Here is a 17,681-nt window from a genome sequence, read left to right as displayed (position 1 = left end):
GCTTCAGGCGGGGCATGACTGCCAATTCAGGCATTGCTTATTCCTCAAATTCAATCGCTTTCATGTTATAGGCATCTTTGTCTATGCGCAACTCGTTATCCAGCACCATTTCAAAGGAACCATCGTCTTCCTGCAGGTAGACGATGTCATTTTTGACTAGCGTTTCCTCATCATCGGCTTCTATCCGGCGGAATTTGGTCAGAATATCAAGGTCGGTGTCACCATCCAGATCAGTGATAAAGCTATCCTGCTGATAGCAGAAGTCACCCTTACAGTAGGCATAGGCTAAAACCTGTACGGGCTCCATCACTTCCCCCTTCAGATCAAATAAAACAATGGTATTGGGCCCTTTGCCTGAAGGTGTACGAATCAGGTAGTGCTCTGCCCTGTTGCCTTTGATGCTGTAAATGCTGTAAGCCGAAGCTTTATCATCCTCCAGTAAATCGCGGTGGGTTCCGGCAAACATTTCATAATACGGTTCCGGTATCTTTTCACCTTTAAATGGGTAATTGTAGGGTAGCCCCTCATCATAGTGCGCATAGACCCGCAGATTACCGACGTTGCTTTCCTCGAAAAGGGCAATAAAAGAAGCTGCTTCCGGGCTAACGGGTACATTGGTTGCCGGATAAGGCCGTACGTCATATTCCCCGTAGGAAGTGTCTGGCTTCTGCCCTAAGGCGGAAAACGTCAAACAAACAGAAAAGATCAACAGACTAAGAATTCGCATATTTTACAGTATTTATTTTTATTCATCTGTAAAACAGCGGCTTAAATAGCATGTTCGATTCGTTTACCCTTCCCGCATCTCTTCCTGATACTCCTGCAAAAGCGCCCACTCTCCTTCCGTAGCCAGGCGGGCTTGTGCCGGCCAGGTGGCGGGGTCATGCATGTTGTAATTGGGCCCTGAGGCTTCCAGTATCTCCCGCAGGCGGTCCGTATCTGCAGCAGCAAGCTCACCCCAGCTTCCAATTCCAGCTGTCTTTAAGGCATCAGCCACCATAGGCCCAATGCCTTCAAAAATAGTCAGATCGGTGGGATCTTCAGATAATGGGGCCACCTTAGTCCTGAAGTCATCCGGATTTTCCTGTTTTTGCAGGGCCAGCTGGGCGGCTTGTTCCACCCATTTATCTTTTTCAATTCGGCCTTCAAAGTAGCCAATCGTTTCTGTAACCTGTTGGGTACGCTCAGAGTCCCAACTGCTTATTTCTTCGTAGGTATAGACACCGATATCATTGAGCTGCTTTTCCAAAAAATTGCCAATCCCTTCAATTCGGGTCAGGTCATCGCGCTCTGCGACCTGCTCCCGGATTTTATCCATGAAGGGCTTTGGGTTGGTAAACTGCAGCTCCGGTTCTTCCTCCACCACCGTAGCGTCAGGCAGGCCCGGCATAGGGTGCACTTCGGGGTGTATATTGGCTTCCGGAGTGGCCATTCCACGGGACACGGCTCCCCCCACCAGGGTTTTCAGTTCAGACCGAAGTGCGGCATTATCATGAGAAAGATTATCCATTTTGCGCTCCAGGGCATCCAACCGGTCCGGGCTTATCACTGCAGCGGAAGCCATCTGCCCACCGTTGTTTGAAGCTGCTTCAAGAGCATTGGCCAACTCCTGATTTCGGGAACGCAGGGCTGCCACTTCATCATTGAGGTCATCGACAATTTGCTGATAAGAGTCTCCGCTGTGCCCGCCTTCCTCCAACTGCCGCCTGAGCATAAACACCTCTTTATTGAGCTGTTCCTTTTCTTCTTCCAAGCGCTGTTGCCCGGCTTCTGCTTCCTGCAGAGAGAACCCCAGTTTTTTAAGGTCGGCATCTTTCAGGGACAATTGTTCGCGCAAGGTTTCTATTTCTGCCTGCGCATCAGCTAGTTCTTTTTTTTTATCGTTCAACTCGCGCCGCAACTCGCGCACCCGTCGGTTCCGCAGCAGGTAGCCTACCAGCAGCCCGAACAAAAAAGCGGTTAACATGACGATAAGTATGAAGATGCTTTCGCGGGCGGTAAACTGACTAAATAAATTGCTCAGGTCCATGGTTTATTGGTATTGTTGATACGGGCTGATGCCCAAGGTTATTAATTCAGTTGCCTTACTGTACAGCAGTGGAGTCCGCCGCAGTACTTAAGACAAAATTGACCCGCCGGTTTTTTTGCCGGCCTTCCGGGTTATCGGCACCGCCGGGCAGAGAGTTGGGAGCTACAGGGCGGCTCTCCCCTTCGGAATCAATCTGAATACTGGCGGTCACGCCCAGGGAGTCCTGAAAGTAAAAGCGGGCATTTTCGGCCCGGCGCATCCCTAAATCCAGGTTATAGGCATCAGAGCCAATACTATCGGTATGACCGATGATGGCCATGCTGGCCTCCGGGTTGAGGTCAAGGTAGGTTTTCACCGAATCTGCATAGAGCTGCAGGGACGGCCCCGGCTTGAAAACGGCTGAATTATACTCAAAGTTAGCATCTGAAAAAGTCATGTTCTTAAAGGTAAACAACACTTTTTCAAAGCCCCCTTCTACCGCTGCGGGGTCATAAAGGTCAAACATGATGGGTTCACGTAGTTGGCGGTCTTCGCTAATCCCGTAATCAAGGGTGAAGCGGTTTTGGTCAATACCCCTTCGCATCATCAGCTTCCGGATTTGATCAGCGCGTGCCAGGCCCAGGTTTTCAAAGAAACCGGGGGCTACAGCGTCTTCGCTTTCGCGATAAAGGGCAGTGAGGGTCACGTTACGGTCCGAACGGTCTCTAAGAATAGCCGCCAGTGTATCCAGAAAAAACTGGTTATTGTCGTTTAGGCGAGGCTGCAAAGCAGCAGAGTCGAAGGCAAATTGGTCATAACCCCTTAGCAACACGCTATCGCCCTCTGTGAGCCGGAGGGTCTGCAAACGGGCATCTACCAGCTCTCCGGGGCCACACTGCTGCCGGAGCTCACAAATAAAGTACCAGCGTGCCAGTAAAGCGAAGGCCAGAAAGCCCATGAAAACCAATAAGGCCAAAAAACGCATAGTGTTGTAAATTGGTGGTTCGTTAGTACAAAGGCGATTCTCCCTTTGGTTATTGCCAAAGTAATACTTTTCTTCTTAAAATGCCTGAAGCGGTTTGGGAAATTAGTAGCAGGAGCTGATTCCACCTTTCGCTGGCAGCTACGTGTTTCAGAAGTTTTAATGGTAAGTACACGCCTCCTTTACTTTTTGCATATACTTCCGGGCATCAATCAGGCTCACTACGGCAGCGTGTACTGACTTCACAACGGCCCGCTAAAGCCTTTCGATAAAAACGTCCAGGTCCCCGGTAGTATTAAGGCCTAGCTTTCTGCTTAGCCGATGGCGGCTGCGCCATACACAATGAAGGGAAATGCCTAATGATTCGGCTGCCTCTCTGTTGTCAAATTTTAGTTTCATTAGTAAGATAAGGCGTGTCTCGCCAGAGGTGAGTTTAGGGAACATCTCTTTCAGTTTGTCAAGAAAACCCGGAAAGCACTCCTCATAACGTTCCTTGAAAACAAGCCAGTCCTGGTCTGTCAGAATTTTCATACTCTTGAGCTCGGACGACTCCTGAGACGCATGCCCGGCTTCGGAAGGAGAGGATGGGCCGGCTTTCTGGCTGAGTTTAATTTGTAATTCCCTGATAAGCCGGCTTTTCAGGGTTAGCCTCCCGAAATATTTTTTGCATTTCCTTTGCCCAGTAAATACTGGAGTCAGGTTGAGTTTTAAGGTAGTAGCCGTTAAAGTGATTCGCTGTCTTTATCCGAAACCTCCAGGGTTCATGTATTTTGGAAACGTCTGCCTTCCAACTTTTTTGTGCCCACTCCAGATACTGAGCCCTGTTCCTGCTACGCTCATAGGCCACACAGATATCAGAGTAAAGGTTGGCATGCCGGTCTGAGAAATGATTACTCGCCTTATCCAGAATCTCCAGCAAATCAAAGTAAATTTCCAGTGCTTCCGCAAACTTGTTCTGGTAAATATAGCTGCGGGCCTGAAGATATCGGGCATCTTCAGCATCAAGCGTCCGGCCCAGTTCCATATACCGGCGGTAGGCGTCTTCCGTATACTTTTCAGCAAGGTCGAATTCGGCAAGGTCGATATAAAACTCTGCACGCATCATCTGACAAAATGCAAACACAGTATCGTGGGGGTAATTCTCTTCATAAAGTTCTAACAGGCGAAAGTTGACCTCCGGGCTGTCCCTCGGCAAATGGTACCACAAAGACAGACAAGCCCAGGGTTGAAGAGCTTTCGGCACTTCCTCCTTGAGCCGGGCAATGCAGGAATCCGGGTCTGAAAGTGGATAAGTGGCGATATAGTCTCCCTCATGAGCGGCATTTTGGCGTTCGAAGAAACCCTCCACTTCATTATCTTCTGTGTCATCACAGCTTGATACTGTTAAGGCTATGATACACCATAACAACAGCTTTAGGCGTCGTAAAGCACTGCTCATATCAGGAACAACCCTGTATTGGTATCCCATACCTCTACCTTCAAAAGGGCTCAGTATCTTCATGATATTACATAGTGTTTGCTTGCAGACAATCTTGATGAAGGTAAAAGTAAGACTTTAATCCCCCTAAAAGACTAGTGTTCCTTGCGTATTACCTCTTTGTCCGAGTAATTGTCCGATTAAAAAACATGGGAATCACGGCATTCTGTGCGTGATTTGTATCTACAAGCAGGAGCATTATTTAACTTGTTCAAAAGGCTGCATAACATAAACAAATATGCATTCGACACTCCTCGCTATCCATTCCTTCAAACCGATTTACACAAGTATTTTTTTGCCGTTTTTTTTACAACTCATCGGTATAGCCTGACAAGATGAGATTTGTAACAATATAACGCCACTGTTTTTTCGGCTTCCAGGGCCGGAATCAGGAAATAGGCGCGAAGCTAAACGCAGGCGATGCCTGACGAATCGTGGATAAAGGCGCCACGGTGAAATCTGAATCAACGCAGTAAGGCGGAAGCGACGCTAAAAGTAAGGAGTCAGCACTTAAAATATTGAGTTATACAGGCTGTATCCGGTCTAGTCCTCTGTCAAGTATGAACAATGGAATACCCTGCTACAGATTACCTGCTATTTGATATTTGACAGCGCATTTAGGATTATTTATGGGGAATTTGAAGGCGCTGCGGCTTTTGCCGTGGCGCTTTTTTTGGAACTTGTTCACATGGTAAGCTGAAATGTACGAAATGAGTACAGCGGAGAACGGCCATTGCCAAGGGCACCTGAAAACATATTTGGAGGTGCCCCTGTATGACAACGAACCTAATTAGAAATGGAAATCTATTGAACCAGGATGATACCCTGATTTGGGGAATTCATCAGTTAGCCATCAGCCCCAGTTGACCAGCCGCCCATTGAAGTTTCTGCCGGGTCTTGTGGAACTTCCCCCTCAGCTCAGTCAACTTGAGCTGCGCATCAATGAGTTTCTGCTCACGGGAATTAACCAGAAATATGGAGCTTTCCCCCAGTTCGAACTTGATATATTCTGCCTCAAGCAGGGTATTGTAGTTTTGAACAGCACCTTCGTAGAGCTCAATCTGAGCGATAAAGTTATCCTGCTCGTTATAGTAGTTGTTGATCTTGTTTTCCACCTCAAGCTGCTTACGCTGCAGGGTGTATTCCGTATCCTGTATTTTGATACGCGTCAATTGCAGCTTGCCCCGCTCCTTACGCAGGAATACCGGGAAGTCGAAACGTACACCCCACTTATAGTTTTGCCCCACTAACTGCGTAATGCCATTGTCTGTTGTAGAACCAGGAAGGAAGTTGGTCCCCTCGCCCAGGAAGTTGTATTCGAAGTCCAGGCGTGGCTTAAGCTGCTCCAGGGCCAGCCTCCGATCTACATCATACTGTTGTAGCTTGAACCGGTACTTCAAAAGATCCGGGTGTATTTGCCGGGCATCCTGCCAAAGCTGTTGCCGCGTATTTGGAACAGGGTCGGGTGAAAGCTCTTCCAGCAGTAAAGGCCGGACCCCATCGGTCACTTCCAGAGGTTCGCCTGCTTCGGTCCAGAGGAAGTTGGACAGTTTAAGGGTCGCATTCCGGTACTCAATCAAGGCATTATTGTAGTCAAATTGCCGGTTTTGCACCTGAATCATAGTCTCAAGCGTATCAATCGCCGGCAAATCCCCCGCCAGAAAGCTCTGCCTTATCCCCTCGAAACGTTCTACAGTAATAACCAGTGCGCGATCGAAGATGATCAGCTGATTGAATGCTACACTCCAGTCCCAGTATACTTGCGCCGCTTCCATGAGCAGATCATTAACCATTCCCTGCTGTTCCGCCACGTTCGCACCCGCCATGATCTTGGCCTGTTCCAGGGCAGCGCGGCGTTCATCGATAATAAGGTTACGGCCAAGGGGCACCTTAATGCCTAATATCGCCTGCCCTACATCCGGCACGGTGCGCTCTGCGTTTTGGTAGAGCGCGTCCACATCAGCAACGGCATAAGCACCTTTCAGCTCTATACCGTACCAGGTAGGGATTTTTACGCCCGCCTCCCCAAATGCGAAATATTCATTTTCCTTAAAGTTTTTCTGATCCCAGTCGCCATAAAGCTTAGGGTCGAACCCGCCCCGGGCCAGCCGCTCCAAAGCCTCTGCCTGCACATTCAGCAAACGCCCCTGCCGCGCCACCGGATGGTAACTCGCCACCCAGGACAAGTACTGATCAGCGGTGAGCACCTGCGCACTGTCAGCCGGTTGCGCTCCGGCTACCATGCCAAATAGCATCAGCAATAAAAGCGTCGGGATGAATCTCAATCTCATTTTATTTTATTGATTTTGCAGGAGCTTTCATTTTGACATCCTCCCCATCTCCCATATCACCATCTTCCGCATCGTAGTAATCTGGCGGGAACCCATTGAGGCGGCGCCATATTTCGTACCAGAGCGGCACGTTATTGAGCAGCGCAATACCCTGAGCGCCTGAGCCTACGCGTAGGGCTTCCGGCCAGGGCTTACCGCCGGGGTCTGCTCCCACTAGAATGCGGTACTCACCGTTTTTGCTAATCATATTGTCAATAGCGACCACACTGCCGGAGTAAGTACCGAAGGACTGCCCGGGCCAGCCGGAAAATATGAATGCTGGCCAGCCATCAAAAATGAAGCGGACTTCCTGCCCAAGTTCGATCAGGGGCAGGTCCATAGGCTTCACGAAGAGTTCCACAGCCAGTTCATAGTCGGCCGGCATGATGGTTACAATATCTCCTCCTTCCTTCACCGTTTCGCCAATACCAGGAGTAATAGCTTTGGTGATGTAGCAATCCTGGGGGGCTACGATGTAATAAAACTGACTGCGAAACTCGTAACTTGATGCTTGAATACGCAGTTTGTTCACGCTACTCTCAGCATCATACATCATGGACCTCGTACTGAATTTGTCAGACTCTGCCTTTGCGATTTTCTGATTGTATTCGTACTGCACCGTATTTAGTGCTAATCTGGCGTTCTCCAGTTCATTAAGGGCCTCCTGCACCTTGTTCCTGGCAGAAATAACTTTGTTCTCGGTCTCCTGAACTTTCGACTGTTTATCCTCCACTTTGGTCCGGCTGTCAATTCCTTTGTCGAACAGCTCCTGTGAACGGACGAACTGCCGTTTAGCGATAGAATCCTGCACAATAGCCTGTGCGTAATCTGCCTCTGCAGAGTTAAGTTTGGCCTCTGTTTGAAGAATTTTATTCCTAAGCTGCCGCTGCTTGAATTCCAGCTCTGACTTCATGGCTTCGATCTGCTGCTCCAGGGCCACCACCTTGTCACTGTAGGAATTAATGGCTCCTTCCTTTGCTTTCACCTGCTGATTGGTGCGGGGTACAAGATCGGGGTCGAAGTATTCAGACTTAATTTCCGAAAGGAATACAATCGTATCTCCCCGCCTGACTAAGTCCCCTTCCCGAACATACCACTTCTCAATACGGCCCGCAATAGTGGACTGTATGGTCTGCGGCCGCTGTCCGGGCTGAAGCGTGGTGACCTTGCCCTTAGACTGCACGTTTTGAGTCCAGGGCAGGAATAAGAACACAATCACAAGGAAAAGCGTGAATAACAGCCAGCGGGTAAACATCCGGTTGGCATTAGACAGCACAGTCCGTTTGAAAGAATTGAACCGGCTGAACTCTACTTCCTGATTGACGGTATTATCAGATATATTCAACATATCAGTTAAGCGTTTGATTCAGCAGATTGATGCGGCGTCCCCACTCCATTGCCGTGAATCCGTGCTGCGTCAGTTCTTGTAAAAATATTGTAAAAGTGGGGCCCCTTCTCAATCTCTTCAAATGTCCCGGATTGTACGATCTGCCCTTCTTTCATGACGATGACCCGGTCGCAGCGGGAAGCCAAAACAGGGTCATCCGTTACGGTGACCATAGTCCAGTCGTGATCTTTAGAAGTAAGATAGTCCGAAATCATCTCGCGGTCGCCCTGCTCAATGCCGTAGAAGAAACCTTCCACGGCCAGCATGCGCGGGCTGGTAATGATACAGCGCGCCAGAATAATGCGGGTACGTATACTTTGGGTGACGTTGCTGCCCTCAGGCAGAAGCATAGTCTCATAGCCTTTGGGGAGCTTGTCAATGTAAGTACTCAACCCGATCTGATTCGCGACTTCCACTACTCGTTTCAATGGTACATCGGGGCAACTAAAGGTGATATTTTCCAGAATGGTGCCCCGGAAGATGTCTTCCTGAGCAGAATAATCGCCTATTTGTTGCCGCAGGCTATGTATGTTGATGTTTCGTACCGGGAAACCGTTGTAGGAAATGCTGCCTTTGAAATCAGTATACAGGCCCGCCATAATCTGCAGCAGGGTGGACTTGCCCGAACCGTTGTAGCCAGCGATACAAATGCGCTCATTGGCTTTGATCTTTAGGTTCAGGTTATCCAGCGTATTCTTCTCGGAATCCCGGAATTTGAAGGTCAGCTTCTCCAGGTTGAGCGCAATGCCTTTACCGGTGTCAATTTGCTCGAAAAGCCGGCCTTCTTCCTCCTCAATCGGCAGGTCGGTAACGGCACCAAGTTTCTCCAGCCCTGTAAGAACGTCATAAATGGTCTCCATGCTTAGTATGAGCTTCTCCACAGAATTCATAACCAGGATAACCACAATCTCCGCCGCAACGAACTGCCCAATATTAATCTGATTATCAATCACCAGGTAGGCCCCTAAAAACAAAAGCCCGGCTGTAATGATAGTTTTGAAAGCAACGATATTGCCATATTGGAAGACCAAAATTTTAAAGTGCTTCTTCCGGGCATCCAGGTAATCGCAAACCAGGCCATCGGTTTTATTTAGGGAAAAGGAATTACCGCCTGCCAGTTTAAAGGTATTCATGGCTCGGGCGATTTCCTCCAGCCAGTAAGCTACTTCGTACTTGTACTTCGACTCTTTGAGGCTCGTTTTGAGCCCTCCGGGGCCGGTCACCCGCATGATGGCCAGCAAGATGACGATCAACGCCAGCCCGAAGAAGACAAAGAAAGGGTGATAAAAAGAAATCAGGATGAGCCCAAAAAGGATTTGGAGAACTGCAGTGGAAAAGTCCATCAGGATTTTGGGCACCCCTTTTTGTACGGAGAGCGTATCAAAAAAGCGGTTGACCAGTTCCGGCGGGTAAAACCGGACCACCTCATCAAGCTTTATACGCGGTATACGGTAGGCGAAATCAAAAGCCGAACGGGCAAAAATACGCCGCTGAATGGTCTCCGTTACCGTCAGCTGCATCACTTTTAAGATGCCGGAAAGTGCCGTAGCCAGAGTAACCACCGCTACAAGTATAACCAGGGACGCGGACAGCGACCCTCCCGCGATCAAGCCAATGATAGCCTGTACGCCAAGCGGAAGGCTCAGAGTGATAAGCCCGGCAAAAATTGCGTAGACATATATGTAATAGATATCTTTTTTGTCGAGTTCCAGCAAGCGGAAAAACCGCTGCAATGGTTTCGAAGAACCATAATCAGCCATTCTAAAAATATTTTGAAAGCTGCTACGTACTGGCGTAGCCGTTGCAGCAGCGATGCATGATGATTAAGGACTGTCCCGCGTCGTTAGAGCAAGCTAGGCAAGTGTTTGTTCAGCCCTTCAGGCAAAACAAATGCTCCATATTTGTAAAGACCTGCAACTGTTGCTAATGTTGCAACCCATTGGTCACTATGTCAACACTCCACCTTTCCGGAGTCAAAACTTGTTGGTTGATCCGTACTTGCTTTGCTTGTTCAGTATTCTGAACGGTTGGGGGGAAAATTAGTTTCCAAATGTAGTACAACATCAGTTCTTCCACTTGTGCGAGAATATCTCCGTTAGCCTTCACTTCGGTGAGGCTGGGCAGGTGTTCGGCAAAATAAATATGGTTGTTAGTCATCTCCAGAATATTGGAAGCCATAGCCCTGGGATATGGAAAGTCAGGATTGTTTTCCAGGATAACGTCAGCGACTTTTCTGGAAAGCTCTTTGTAAGAGGAGAAAAAGCCGTCCTGATTTTGAGCATCTACCGATTTGTTATGGTATGCCTTGGTGCCTTCTGCCACTACAATTCTGTGGAGGATATCCTCATCGATAAACGCCACAGTTGTATTTCGCTTTGCTGTATCTACAATACAACTAATTACTGCGCGCAACCTCTTGATCGGGTCATCTATTTCCATCGTTTTGAGATCAATCCTAAAGCGCATCCATTCCCAATACCAATTGACCAGGTAGATCAATAAGAGGTATTTATTCTCAAAATAACGGTAAATAGACGCTTCTGTAGACCCGATACGCTGCGCCAGTTTTTTAAAGTTGAACCGCTCCAGCCCAAGCTCATCGATCATAATGACGCTGTACTGAAGGATTTTACGCCCCAGGTCTGTTCGCTGCGGGTCGTTTTTGAATAGCTTTTCGTTGATCTTTAACTCGATAGATAGCAGAGCCATTTGGATTTCAAGTTGATGAAAGGTTCAGTAGTAATGACTTGCCTACAGCCATTTTAGTTCAATAATTCGTTCAGGTTTTGAGACTGATACATACCTTTCAGTCCTTCCTGTAGTTTCTTACGTGCAAAGAAGATCCGGCTTTTGACCGTACCTAAGGGAATATCGAGCTCCTGAGCAATTTCTTCGTATTTAAAACCCTGATAGTGCATCAAAAAGGGCACTTTCAGCCAGTCTTCGAGGCCGTCTACCAAACGGTAGAGCTCCTTCATTGTCACCGTTGACTCGCCACCGTTAAGCACTATGCGCCCCCCGCTATTCAGGAAGTAGTTGTTTGGTGTCTTGTCGTTTAGCGTTTGACGGCGCTTCTTCTGACGGTAGTTATTAATAAAGGTATTTCGCATAATGGTCATCAGCCACGCCCGGAGGTTAGTGTGCGGCTTATACATACTGCGGTACTTAAACGCTTTGTATGCTGTATCCTGTAAAAGGTCCTGCGCTTCTTCCTCATTCTTGGTGAGGTGAAATGCGAAGGAGGAAAGCATGGGGCGAAACTGGCAGAATGACTCAGTAAACTCGATCTGTGACATAGGGCTACGATTTTTTAAACAAGTTTAACTCCATTACACAATAGTAAAACTATTACAGATGCAAATATAACACTCCTGCCCACAGTTGGTTGAAATCTGGAAACTTTTTTTTAGACAAATTACAAATAGTGTAAAACAGGGCGCACGATAGGGCTATAGCAGCTACTGTAGCTCTACATACAAAACCGCCCTGCGTGCCTTCCTGGCACGCAGGGCGGTTTGACTATCCCTTGTGATAGCAAAGCTCTAATCTGATTTCAAAATACGACGGGACAACACTTGCCCACTATTACTCAGCCGGAGGAAATACAGCCCGTTGGAGGGCAATAGCTGCTCATTGAGCACCCACTCCTGCCAACCGGTAGAAGAGGGCGCCTGCCATCCTTCCCATATCAGCCGCCCTTGCTGATCGAGAATTGACAAATGGGCAGGCTCGGTTGTGGAAGCATAGTAGCGGACCGTGGCTTGCTGTCCGAAAGGATTTGGGAAAATCTCCAGTTCATAGCCTTCTGATTCAGTCTCTTTATACGCCAGGAAAACGGGGCCTTTGACCAGCGATTGGGTATAGCACTCCGGATGCACGCTTTGAGCGTCCAGGAATACCACTTCCGACAACCGTACCGTACGCTTAGCCCGAAGGGTCAAATAGAGTAATGGTGTGTCGTTTTCGGGTGGAGTGTCGCCATTCCAGCTCATGGCTAAGCGGCCGGATGCCTGATGGAAAAACGGTTCACCCAGCGTACCAGGCGCCACGTTTTCCAAGGTCACGACCTCCTGATCAAAAGTTAAAAGTGCCTGACAACCAGCTAAGCCAGACCAGTCGCTATTCAGGGGCACCTCCACCGCAGTACCGGCAGGAAGGATGACATCTTCAAAGTGAAGTATGGCTGCCGGACCATCATGCCTGCTTCTTGTTTCAGTTACCGGGCCAGCTGCACTGGCAACAGCACTCAGGTCAATATCACCTATTTTGATAGCGACATAGTCTTCCTCAAGCCGGGAAGCAGCTAAGTCATTGTAAGTTACTGAATATGGTATTGGTTCTGTCCAGGGATCTGCCGGATCTTCAAACTGATGGCTTTTCGGAACAAACCGCCAGCTGGGCCCATTGGGTATTTCCACAAGGATGCTCAGGATAACCTGACGCAGCAGGATGATATCGAGTGTACTAACAGAGCCTGAGTTATTGACATCGGCAGCAATCAGCTGATAGGGAGAATCCAAATGATCGATCCCCAGAATATGCCGGCTAATTAAAACGACATCGTAGGTAGTCAGCCCATTCTGGTCGTCTCCATCGAGGAAAGGGGTAACGGTATAATCAAATTCCGGTTCCAACCCTTCGAGTGCGTAGCCCCCCATACTATCAGTAAGAACAGACTGGCTGATGAAGCCACTAAGGTCAGCAGATACACCCGACACCGGAGATTCATCCTCCCGCTCTATGGCACCGGCAATGGTGGGCAGCGGCGCATTGCAATCGGCCAGGTTGTTGGTGACCAGCACGTACGTTTCACAATAATCGTAATTGGGGCCACCGGTACTCCCATCAGGCTGTACCTGGAAGGGGTTGTCTGCACTGTCCCAGGCATACACTTCAAGCAGTGCCACACCCAGGTCTTCGCAAGTCAGGATGATGGACGTTTTGTCGCGGCCGGGCTGCTCCCCCACCCTGTTGACACTGTAGGTGACCGGACCGCTACAGTCTGTATAGGGAGAAACAATCAGGTCTGCAGCGAATATAGTTGCGGCACCGCGGTCAAAATCTCCATCTCCATCCACATCCGTTTGCGGAGGTACGGGCATCAATGGTGTAGACAAACCATTAATACAGGTGGGTACTGGCGCCAGGCAGTCTACTATTCGGAATGGCATAGTAGCAGCAGCCTCGTTGCCACATCCGTCTTCCACCCGGATTTCAAATTCATGCTCTCCTATGGGCCAGTCCCCGTTAAGCTTCCACTTGGGATATGTTCCAAAAATATCGGTAAAAACGGAATCAACCGTGCCATCGGAGTATTCATCATAATATATTTCAATGGTCAGGTCCGATGGGGTGCAGTTATCCAATACACTAAAAAGGTACTCCGCAGAAGCACGGCAGGTTTCGTTATTAATACTACAGACATCTAATGGCGGGATGAACAGGATTTCCGGCGCTTCATCGTCAAAGACCTTTACATGCTGCTGGTATTGCCAGTACCCGTTCGATGCGACTGTCCGCCAAAAACCTTCAGGGTTGGATTGACCGTTGCACACAGTGCCCTTCGTACCGGCAGCCGGTATGTTATTACTGTGGTTATTGTCCCGGTCTACAAAAGCATGGTCCGAACGGCGGAGCACCCAAACGTCTTCATCTCCGGGTATTTCATCGCAATCTTCATCACGACGGATCAGTACAGGTGGGCTTTCTCCATCGTACTCGCACCAGTTGATCACCTTGTAAGTCCGGAAAAGCTTGTAGCACTCGTCTCCAGAAGCCGCAAAAATCGTATCCGTGACACTTACGGCCAGCAAGTCACAGGCCATCTCAAAGACCTCAATTGTATCTGGATTGGGTATTCCGCAGTTGGACATGCCATCCCGGGGGAACTTTATTTCATAGTTGTGATCAGGCTCTATGGTGATGAGCTGTTCGCAGGCTGTGTTTGACACATTCCCGGCAGCGTCTACTGCCTGAAAGCGCCGGACAATAGTACCTACCCCACACTCGTCAATCAAAGGTTCGGATTCCAGCTCTTCCCAGGTCGCCGAGCAGTTATCAGTTACAGAAGGCTGGCCAAACAGGGACTGAAGCCCGCCCAGGCTATCCGGTTCGAACCCGTTGGGCAGGCTATCGCAGGATATGACCCGATCGCCGGGGGGACTGCAATTGGGGCGGATTTTGTCTTCTATCAGGACCTCTGCCCAGCAGGTATTTTCATTGCCTGCCGTATCAACCACCAACAGTTCTATGAGCACAAGCGAATCAATATCGCAGCAGGTAAAATCTACATAGGGTGCCCAGTCAGAGTAGGTAGAATCCACCGTTGCACAGCCTGGGCCTTTGGTGATCAGCCTGCGAACCTCCATTTGCTCAACGGCGCAGTTGTCCCAGCTGCCCTCATCTACACTTGGCGCAAGAAGGCGTACGAAACCGTCATGAGTCAGGGATACATTGAGCTGCTCATTGCAATCCGCAACCGGCTCTGTGCGGTCTTCCACACAGAAGGTACAGTACTGTTCGATTTGATTATCGCAGGCATCGGTCACCAGGTAGCGGAAAGCATGACAACCTGTAGGGATTCCGGAGACAAAACGGTTGGGCGCATCATTGGGAATAGTGGCCAGCACCTCTTCGATCTCTATTGTGTCTACAGGCAAGCCTGAGGCACTATGCACTATGCTATCGCGGAAGGTTACGACCTGGGTAAACACTTCCCAACCCGAGCAGTTATCGGTTACTTCCGGTAAGGGTACTGCAAAAGCTCCAGTGCATTCAAAAGGCTGGGTTGGGAATATCAGTGCGTCATCCACGCCATCGCCATCAGTGTCCTGTGCCGGACAGTCCAACAAAGGCGCGGTAAAGTCTCCTATTTTAATAATTTGCCCGAAGGTAAAGGAGCTGGCCGGGTCGCACCAGTCTATTATTTCCCAGGTCCGTAAAAACTGGAAGGATGCTTCGCAGACCGGAATAGCCGGGCCATCGCTGTAAGTTGCCCCCAGGTTGCAATACACCTGGTCCAGGTCCCGGGCGCCCTGCACTGTCAGCAAAAAAGGATAGCCGGTAAGGCTGGGGGAGGGATTGCCCATACCGTTTACCGGATAATTTAAGTTACAATCAATGGGGAACGTCTGAGGCGGTAGTGATATATCCCCCACTCCGGGCCGGCGCAAGTCAATTTGCTGGGTGCATAAACTGGCATTTCCGGAACCGTCCACAGCGGTAAAGGTCCGCAGGATACTCAACGCGCCACAGTCGCCTGATTGCTCCAGGTCATCCTCAAAAGAAAAGTTAACAGGCCCGCAGTTGTCCGATATTTCAGGGGTGCCTGTCCAGTGCAGGCTGTCAGTTTCCTGGATGAAAAACAGGTCTTCGCAGAACAGGGTTTGCGTAAACGGCAACACCAACTCAGTAGCACCACTAAGCAAGCCATTGCCATCAGGAAAAATCGTGTACGTATAGTTTCCGGTAGCGCCGGGTGTATCCGTAGTGGTAAAAAGATAATAAAGCTGATTGGCCTCCAGCGGAAGCGACAGTCTTACGTAGGGGTCGTTGCTTCCGTTGAAAGGGTTTGGAGAGGCCGGGAAATCATGTTGCGCCAAAATGCTACTGCACGGGCTCAGTGGGCTGAAGCCTCCCTGAAAGAGGGCCATGTGCCCGCCACCATCGGAGAATGTAGTGTTAAGAAAAAACGTAAAGATGCCCGGTTGGTCTACTTCAAAGACAATCACATCGTAGAAACGGTCCCCGCTGACTGGCAAATCTCCGGAAAGGCAGGAGTGGACATTCACATTAATGGTTGGGCTTTGAGCCGTAATGGCGCCAGTCAGTTGCTGAGCGGTCTGCATAATCGTTGCCGCGTCGGTATCGGGCGGACAGGTGATGGAAGGAGGCGTCTGATCCCGGGCGACGACCATTCCCCAACAGGGAAAAGCCGCACTCAGGTCAAGATCATCCAGCGTTACATTCCAATTAGTAACAAAGGCGCTGAAGGCAGGGATAGGCTCTGCCACGCCTGGGGAAACCAGATTCAGAACAAGAACCTGCCCCTGAGTGACCGGGCTTTCAAAGCTGCCCGCATCAGAATTGTTGTAAAGGTTTTCAATGGCGACCGTGCCATCGGGATTCAGTACCTGAATACTAAAGGTAGCAGAGTCTGCCAATTCAATGGATGTTGCCCAGTCAAAATGAAGTACTCCTCCAAAATCAATCGGAAGGACTGCTGCCGACCAACCGCCAGATGCGTTTACGGACTGAAAAAGCGTATCTGCCGAAAAGCGGGTGGCTGCACTATCCCGATTGGATAACAGCCAGAACCCAGGGTCAGCCGATAGCGTAAACCCTGCAACAGCGTCTACTTGCTGAGGGTTGAGCTCTACCGGATAAGTACCTGTCCCATCCACTACCGGCCCATTGCCCGGCACCTCATCTATGACTTGTATATCGAAGTATTCCGCCGGGAGACAGCCAATATCCCCTTCCAGAAGCATATCCGGCGTGATTAAGCGCTGACATGCTTCATCAAGTGTAACGATGATGGTGTCATTGCAGCCGTAGCTTGTACCTGGCACTGGCTCCTGCCCCACCTCAACGGCAAAAATTTCTTGCCGGCCATTCCCGGCAGTATCAGACGCTGTAATGGTAATTTCGTAGCTGCCCGGCAGAGCCGTAAGCAAAAAGTGATTGCCGTAAGGATTGCTAAGGGATAAGCTGGCGGTATCATCATTTGAAAACTCCACATCAAGTACAGGATTGGGGTCGCAATCATCGGCTACCGTAATAGAAAAGAAGAAAACCGCAGGTTGCCCGGCGTTACAGCCCTCAATGGTCGCGTGCAAACCGGCAGCCGGATAAACGATGACCGGGGCAGTAGTATCTGATTCGCAATCAGACAGGATGGATTCGGCCCGGGATACTTCCGCCGGCCCTCCGTGGGCAGGCACGGACCACGCTGTTGTGCAGAGGAGCAAAACGAGCCCCAATGCATAACAAAACACGCTAAAAACCGCGGTGCCGGACGTCTTCATAATTTCACGAGATGCGAATCATCAGTTCGATTGTAAAGATATATGTCTTACAATCCCCTGCAATACTGGTTTAACAAATTATAACATATATGACAAATTCCTTTCTATTTTGATGTTAGAAAGATGAGGATTAACCTCGTACCTCACTTCTAAGACCGCTTCAACGGCTAAGAGGCTGCCTGTACGGTCACCATTCTTTAGTGTCTGAATTTGTCCAAGTGTGTGCTTACTGTCTGGGTACAAACAATACTACTATGGGGGGAGGAAGGTACTGTTTGAACACCTGTACTGTGTTTGAGGTCGTCTTTTACTGGTTAGGCAGATGTGACAAAGGGATCAATCACTTAATTCTTGCACGCTTTCTATGAGGAAACAGGAATAAATCGACTTATTCCTGATATGACAAAAATGCTAAAATCATCTTAATTATTCAACAGATCGTTCCTTTATCTGAAATACTAAGCCCGGGTT

At 49.2% G+C, this 17,681-nt stretch carries 10 protein-coding genes; all 10 read right to left on the bottom strand.

The window, feature by feature from the left end; translation table 11 throughout:
- Positions 1-37: 37 nt before the first annotated feature.
- The 10 genes from IX84_RS13825 to IX84_RS13770 all read right to left on the bottom strand — a co-directional run bounded on the left by IX84_RS13825 (position 38) and on the right by IX84_RS13770 (position 17,210).
- Positions 38-727: a hypothetical protein gene (locus IX84_RS13825; protein ID WP_152605058.1), complete on the bottom strand. Its 690-nt coding sequence runs from the start codon at positions 725-727 to the stop codon at positions 38-40.
- 63 nt (positions 728-790) lie between these two features.
- The gene (locus IX84_RS31015) at positions 791-2,029 is read right to left on the bottom strand and encodes a helix-hairpin-helix domain-containing protein (protein ID WP_052516007.1); all 1,239 of its coding nucleotides are present in this window, start codon (positions 2,027-2,029) and stop codon (positions 791-793) included.
- 55 nt (positions 2,030-2,084) lie between these two features.
- Positions 2,085-2,993: an OmpA family protein gene (locus tag IX84_RS31010; protein WP_052516006.1), complete on the bottom strand. Its 909-nt coding sequence runs from the start codon at positions 2,991-2,993 to the stop codon at positions 2,085-2,087.
- Positions 2,994-3,597: 604 nt separating this feature from the next.
- Positions 3,598-4,491, bottom strand: a complete 894-nt coding sequence (locus tag IX84_RS13800) for a tetratricopeptide repeat protein (RefSeq protein WP_152605057.1) — start codon at positions 4,489-4,491, stop codon at positions 3,598-3,600.
- A gap of 818 nt (positions 4,492-5,309) precedes the next feature.
- Positions 5,310-6,758: a TolC family protein gene (locus IX84_RS13795; protein ID WP_052516005.1), complete on the bottom strand. Its 1,449-nt coding sequence runs from the start codon at positions 6,756-6,758 to the stop codon at positions 5,310-5,312.
- A 1-nt stretch (position 6,759) separates the two neighbouring features.
- Positions 6,760-8,145 (bottom strand): HlyD family secretion protein, encoded by a 1,386-nt coding sequence (locus IX84_RS13790; protein WP_044221758.1) that lies wholly within the window; start codon positions 8,143-8,145, stop codon positions 6,760-6,762.
- 5 nt (positions 8,146-8,150) lie between these two features.
- Positions 8,151-9,944: a peptidase domain-containing ABC transporter gene (locus IX84_RS13785; protein ID WP_063978272.1), complete on the bottom strand. Its 1,794-nt coding sequence runs from the start codon at positions 9,942-9,944 to the stop codon at positions 8,151-8,153.
- A 163-nt stretch (positions 9,945-10,107) separates the two neighbouring features.
- Positions 10,108-10,893, bottom strand: a complete 786-nt coding sequence (locus IX84_RS13780) for a TetR/AcrR family transcriptional regulator (protein ID WP_063978271.1) — start codon at positions 10,891-10,893, stop codon at positions 10,108-10,110.
- Between the two features lie 53 nt (positions 10,894-10,946).
- Entirely contained in the window at positions 10,947-11,480 is a 534-nt protein-coding gene (locus tag IX84_RS13775) for an RNA polymerase sigma factor (protein WP_044221755.1), read from the bottom strand.
- Between the two features lie 246 nt (positions 11,481-11,726).
- The gene (locus IX84_RS13770) at positions 11,727-17,210 is read right to left on the bottom strand and encodes a T9SS type A sorting domain-containing protein (RefSeq protein ID WP_081968759.1); all 5,484 of its coding nucleotides are present in this window, start codon (positions 17,208-17,210) and stop codon (positions 11,727-11,729) included.
- Positions 17,211-17,681: the final 471 nt, after the last annotated feature.

Source organism: Phaeodactylibacter xiamenensis (genome assembly GCF_000759025.1).
Taxonomy (GTDB): Bacteria; Bacteroidota; Bacteroidia; order Chitinophagales; family Saprospiraceae; genus Phaeodactylibacter; species Phaeodactylibacter xiamenensis.
Note: the sequence above shows the minus strand (reverse complement) of the source record. Positions and strands in the feature narration are given on the sequence as shown.

Excerpts from the sequence above, each read along its gene's own strand:
- IX84_RS13825 (WP_152605058.1), bottom strand. The coding sequence starts at position 727 with ATGCGAATTCTTAGTCTGTTGATCTTTTCTGTTTGTTTGACGTTTTCC.
- IX84_RS31015 (WP_052516007.1), bottom strand. The coding sequence starts at position 2,029 with ATGGACCTGAGCAATTTATTTAGTCAGTTTACCGCCCGCGAAAGCATC.
- IX84_RS31010 (WP_052516006.1), bottom strand. The coding sequence starts at position 2,993 with ATGCGTTTTTTGGCCTTATTGGTTTTCATGGGCTTTCTGGCCTTCGCT.
- IX84_RS13800 (WP_152605057.1), bottom strand. The coding sequence starts at position 4,491 with ATGAAGATACTGAGCCCTTTTGAAGGTAGAGGTATGGGATACCAATAC.
- IX84_RS13795 (WP_052516005.1), bottom strand. The coding sequence starts at position 6,758 with ATGAGATTGAGATTCATCCCGACGCTTTTATTGCTGATGCTATTTGGC.
- IX84_RS13790 (WP_044221758.1), bottom strand. The coding sequence starts at position 8,145 with ATGTTGAATATATCTGATAATACCGTCAATCAGGAAGTAGAGTTCAGC.
- IX84_RS13785 (WP_063978272.1), bottom strand. The coding sequence starts at position 9,944 with ATGGCTGATTATGGTTCTTCGAAACCATTGCAGCGGTTTTTCCGCTTG.
- IX84_RS13780 (WP_063978271.1), bottom strand. The coding sequence starts at position 10,893 with ATGGCTCTGCTATCTATCGAGTTAAAGATCAACGAAAAGCTATTCAAA.
- IX84_RS13775 (WP_044221755.1), bottom strand. The coding sequence starts at position 11,480 with ATGTCACAGATCGAGTTTACTGAGTCATTCTGCCAGTTTCGCCCCATG.
- IX84_RS13770 (WP_081968759.1), bottom strand. The coding sequence starts at position 17,210 with ATGAAGACGTCCGGCACCGCGGTTTTTAGCGTGTTTTGTTATGCATTG.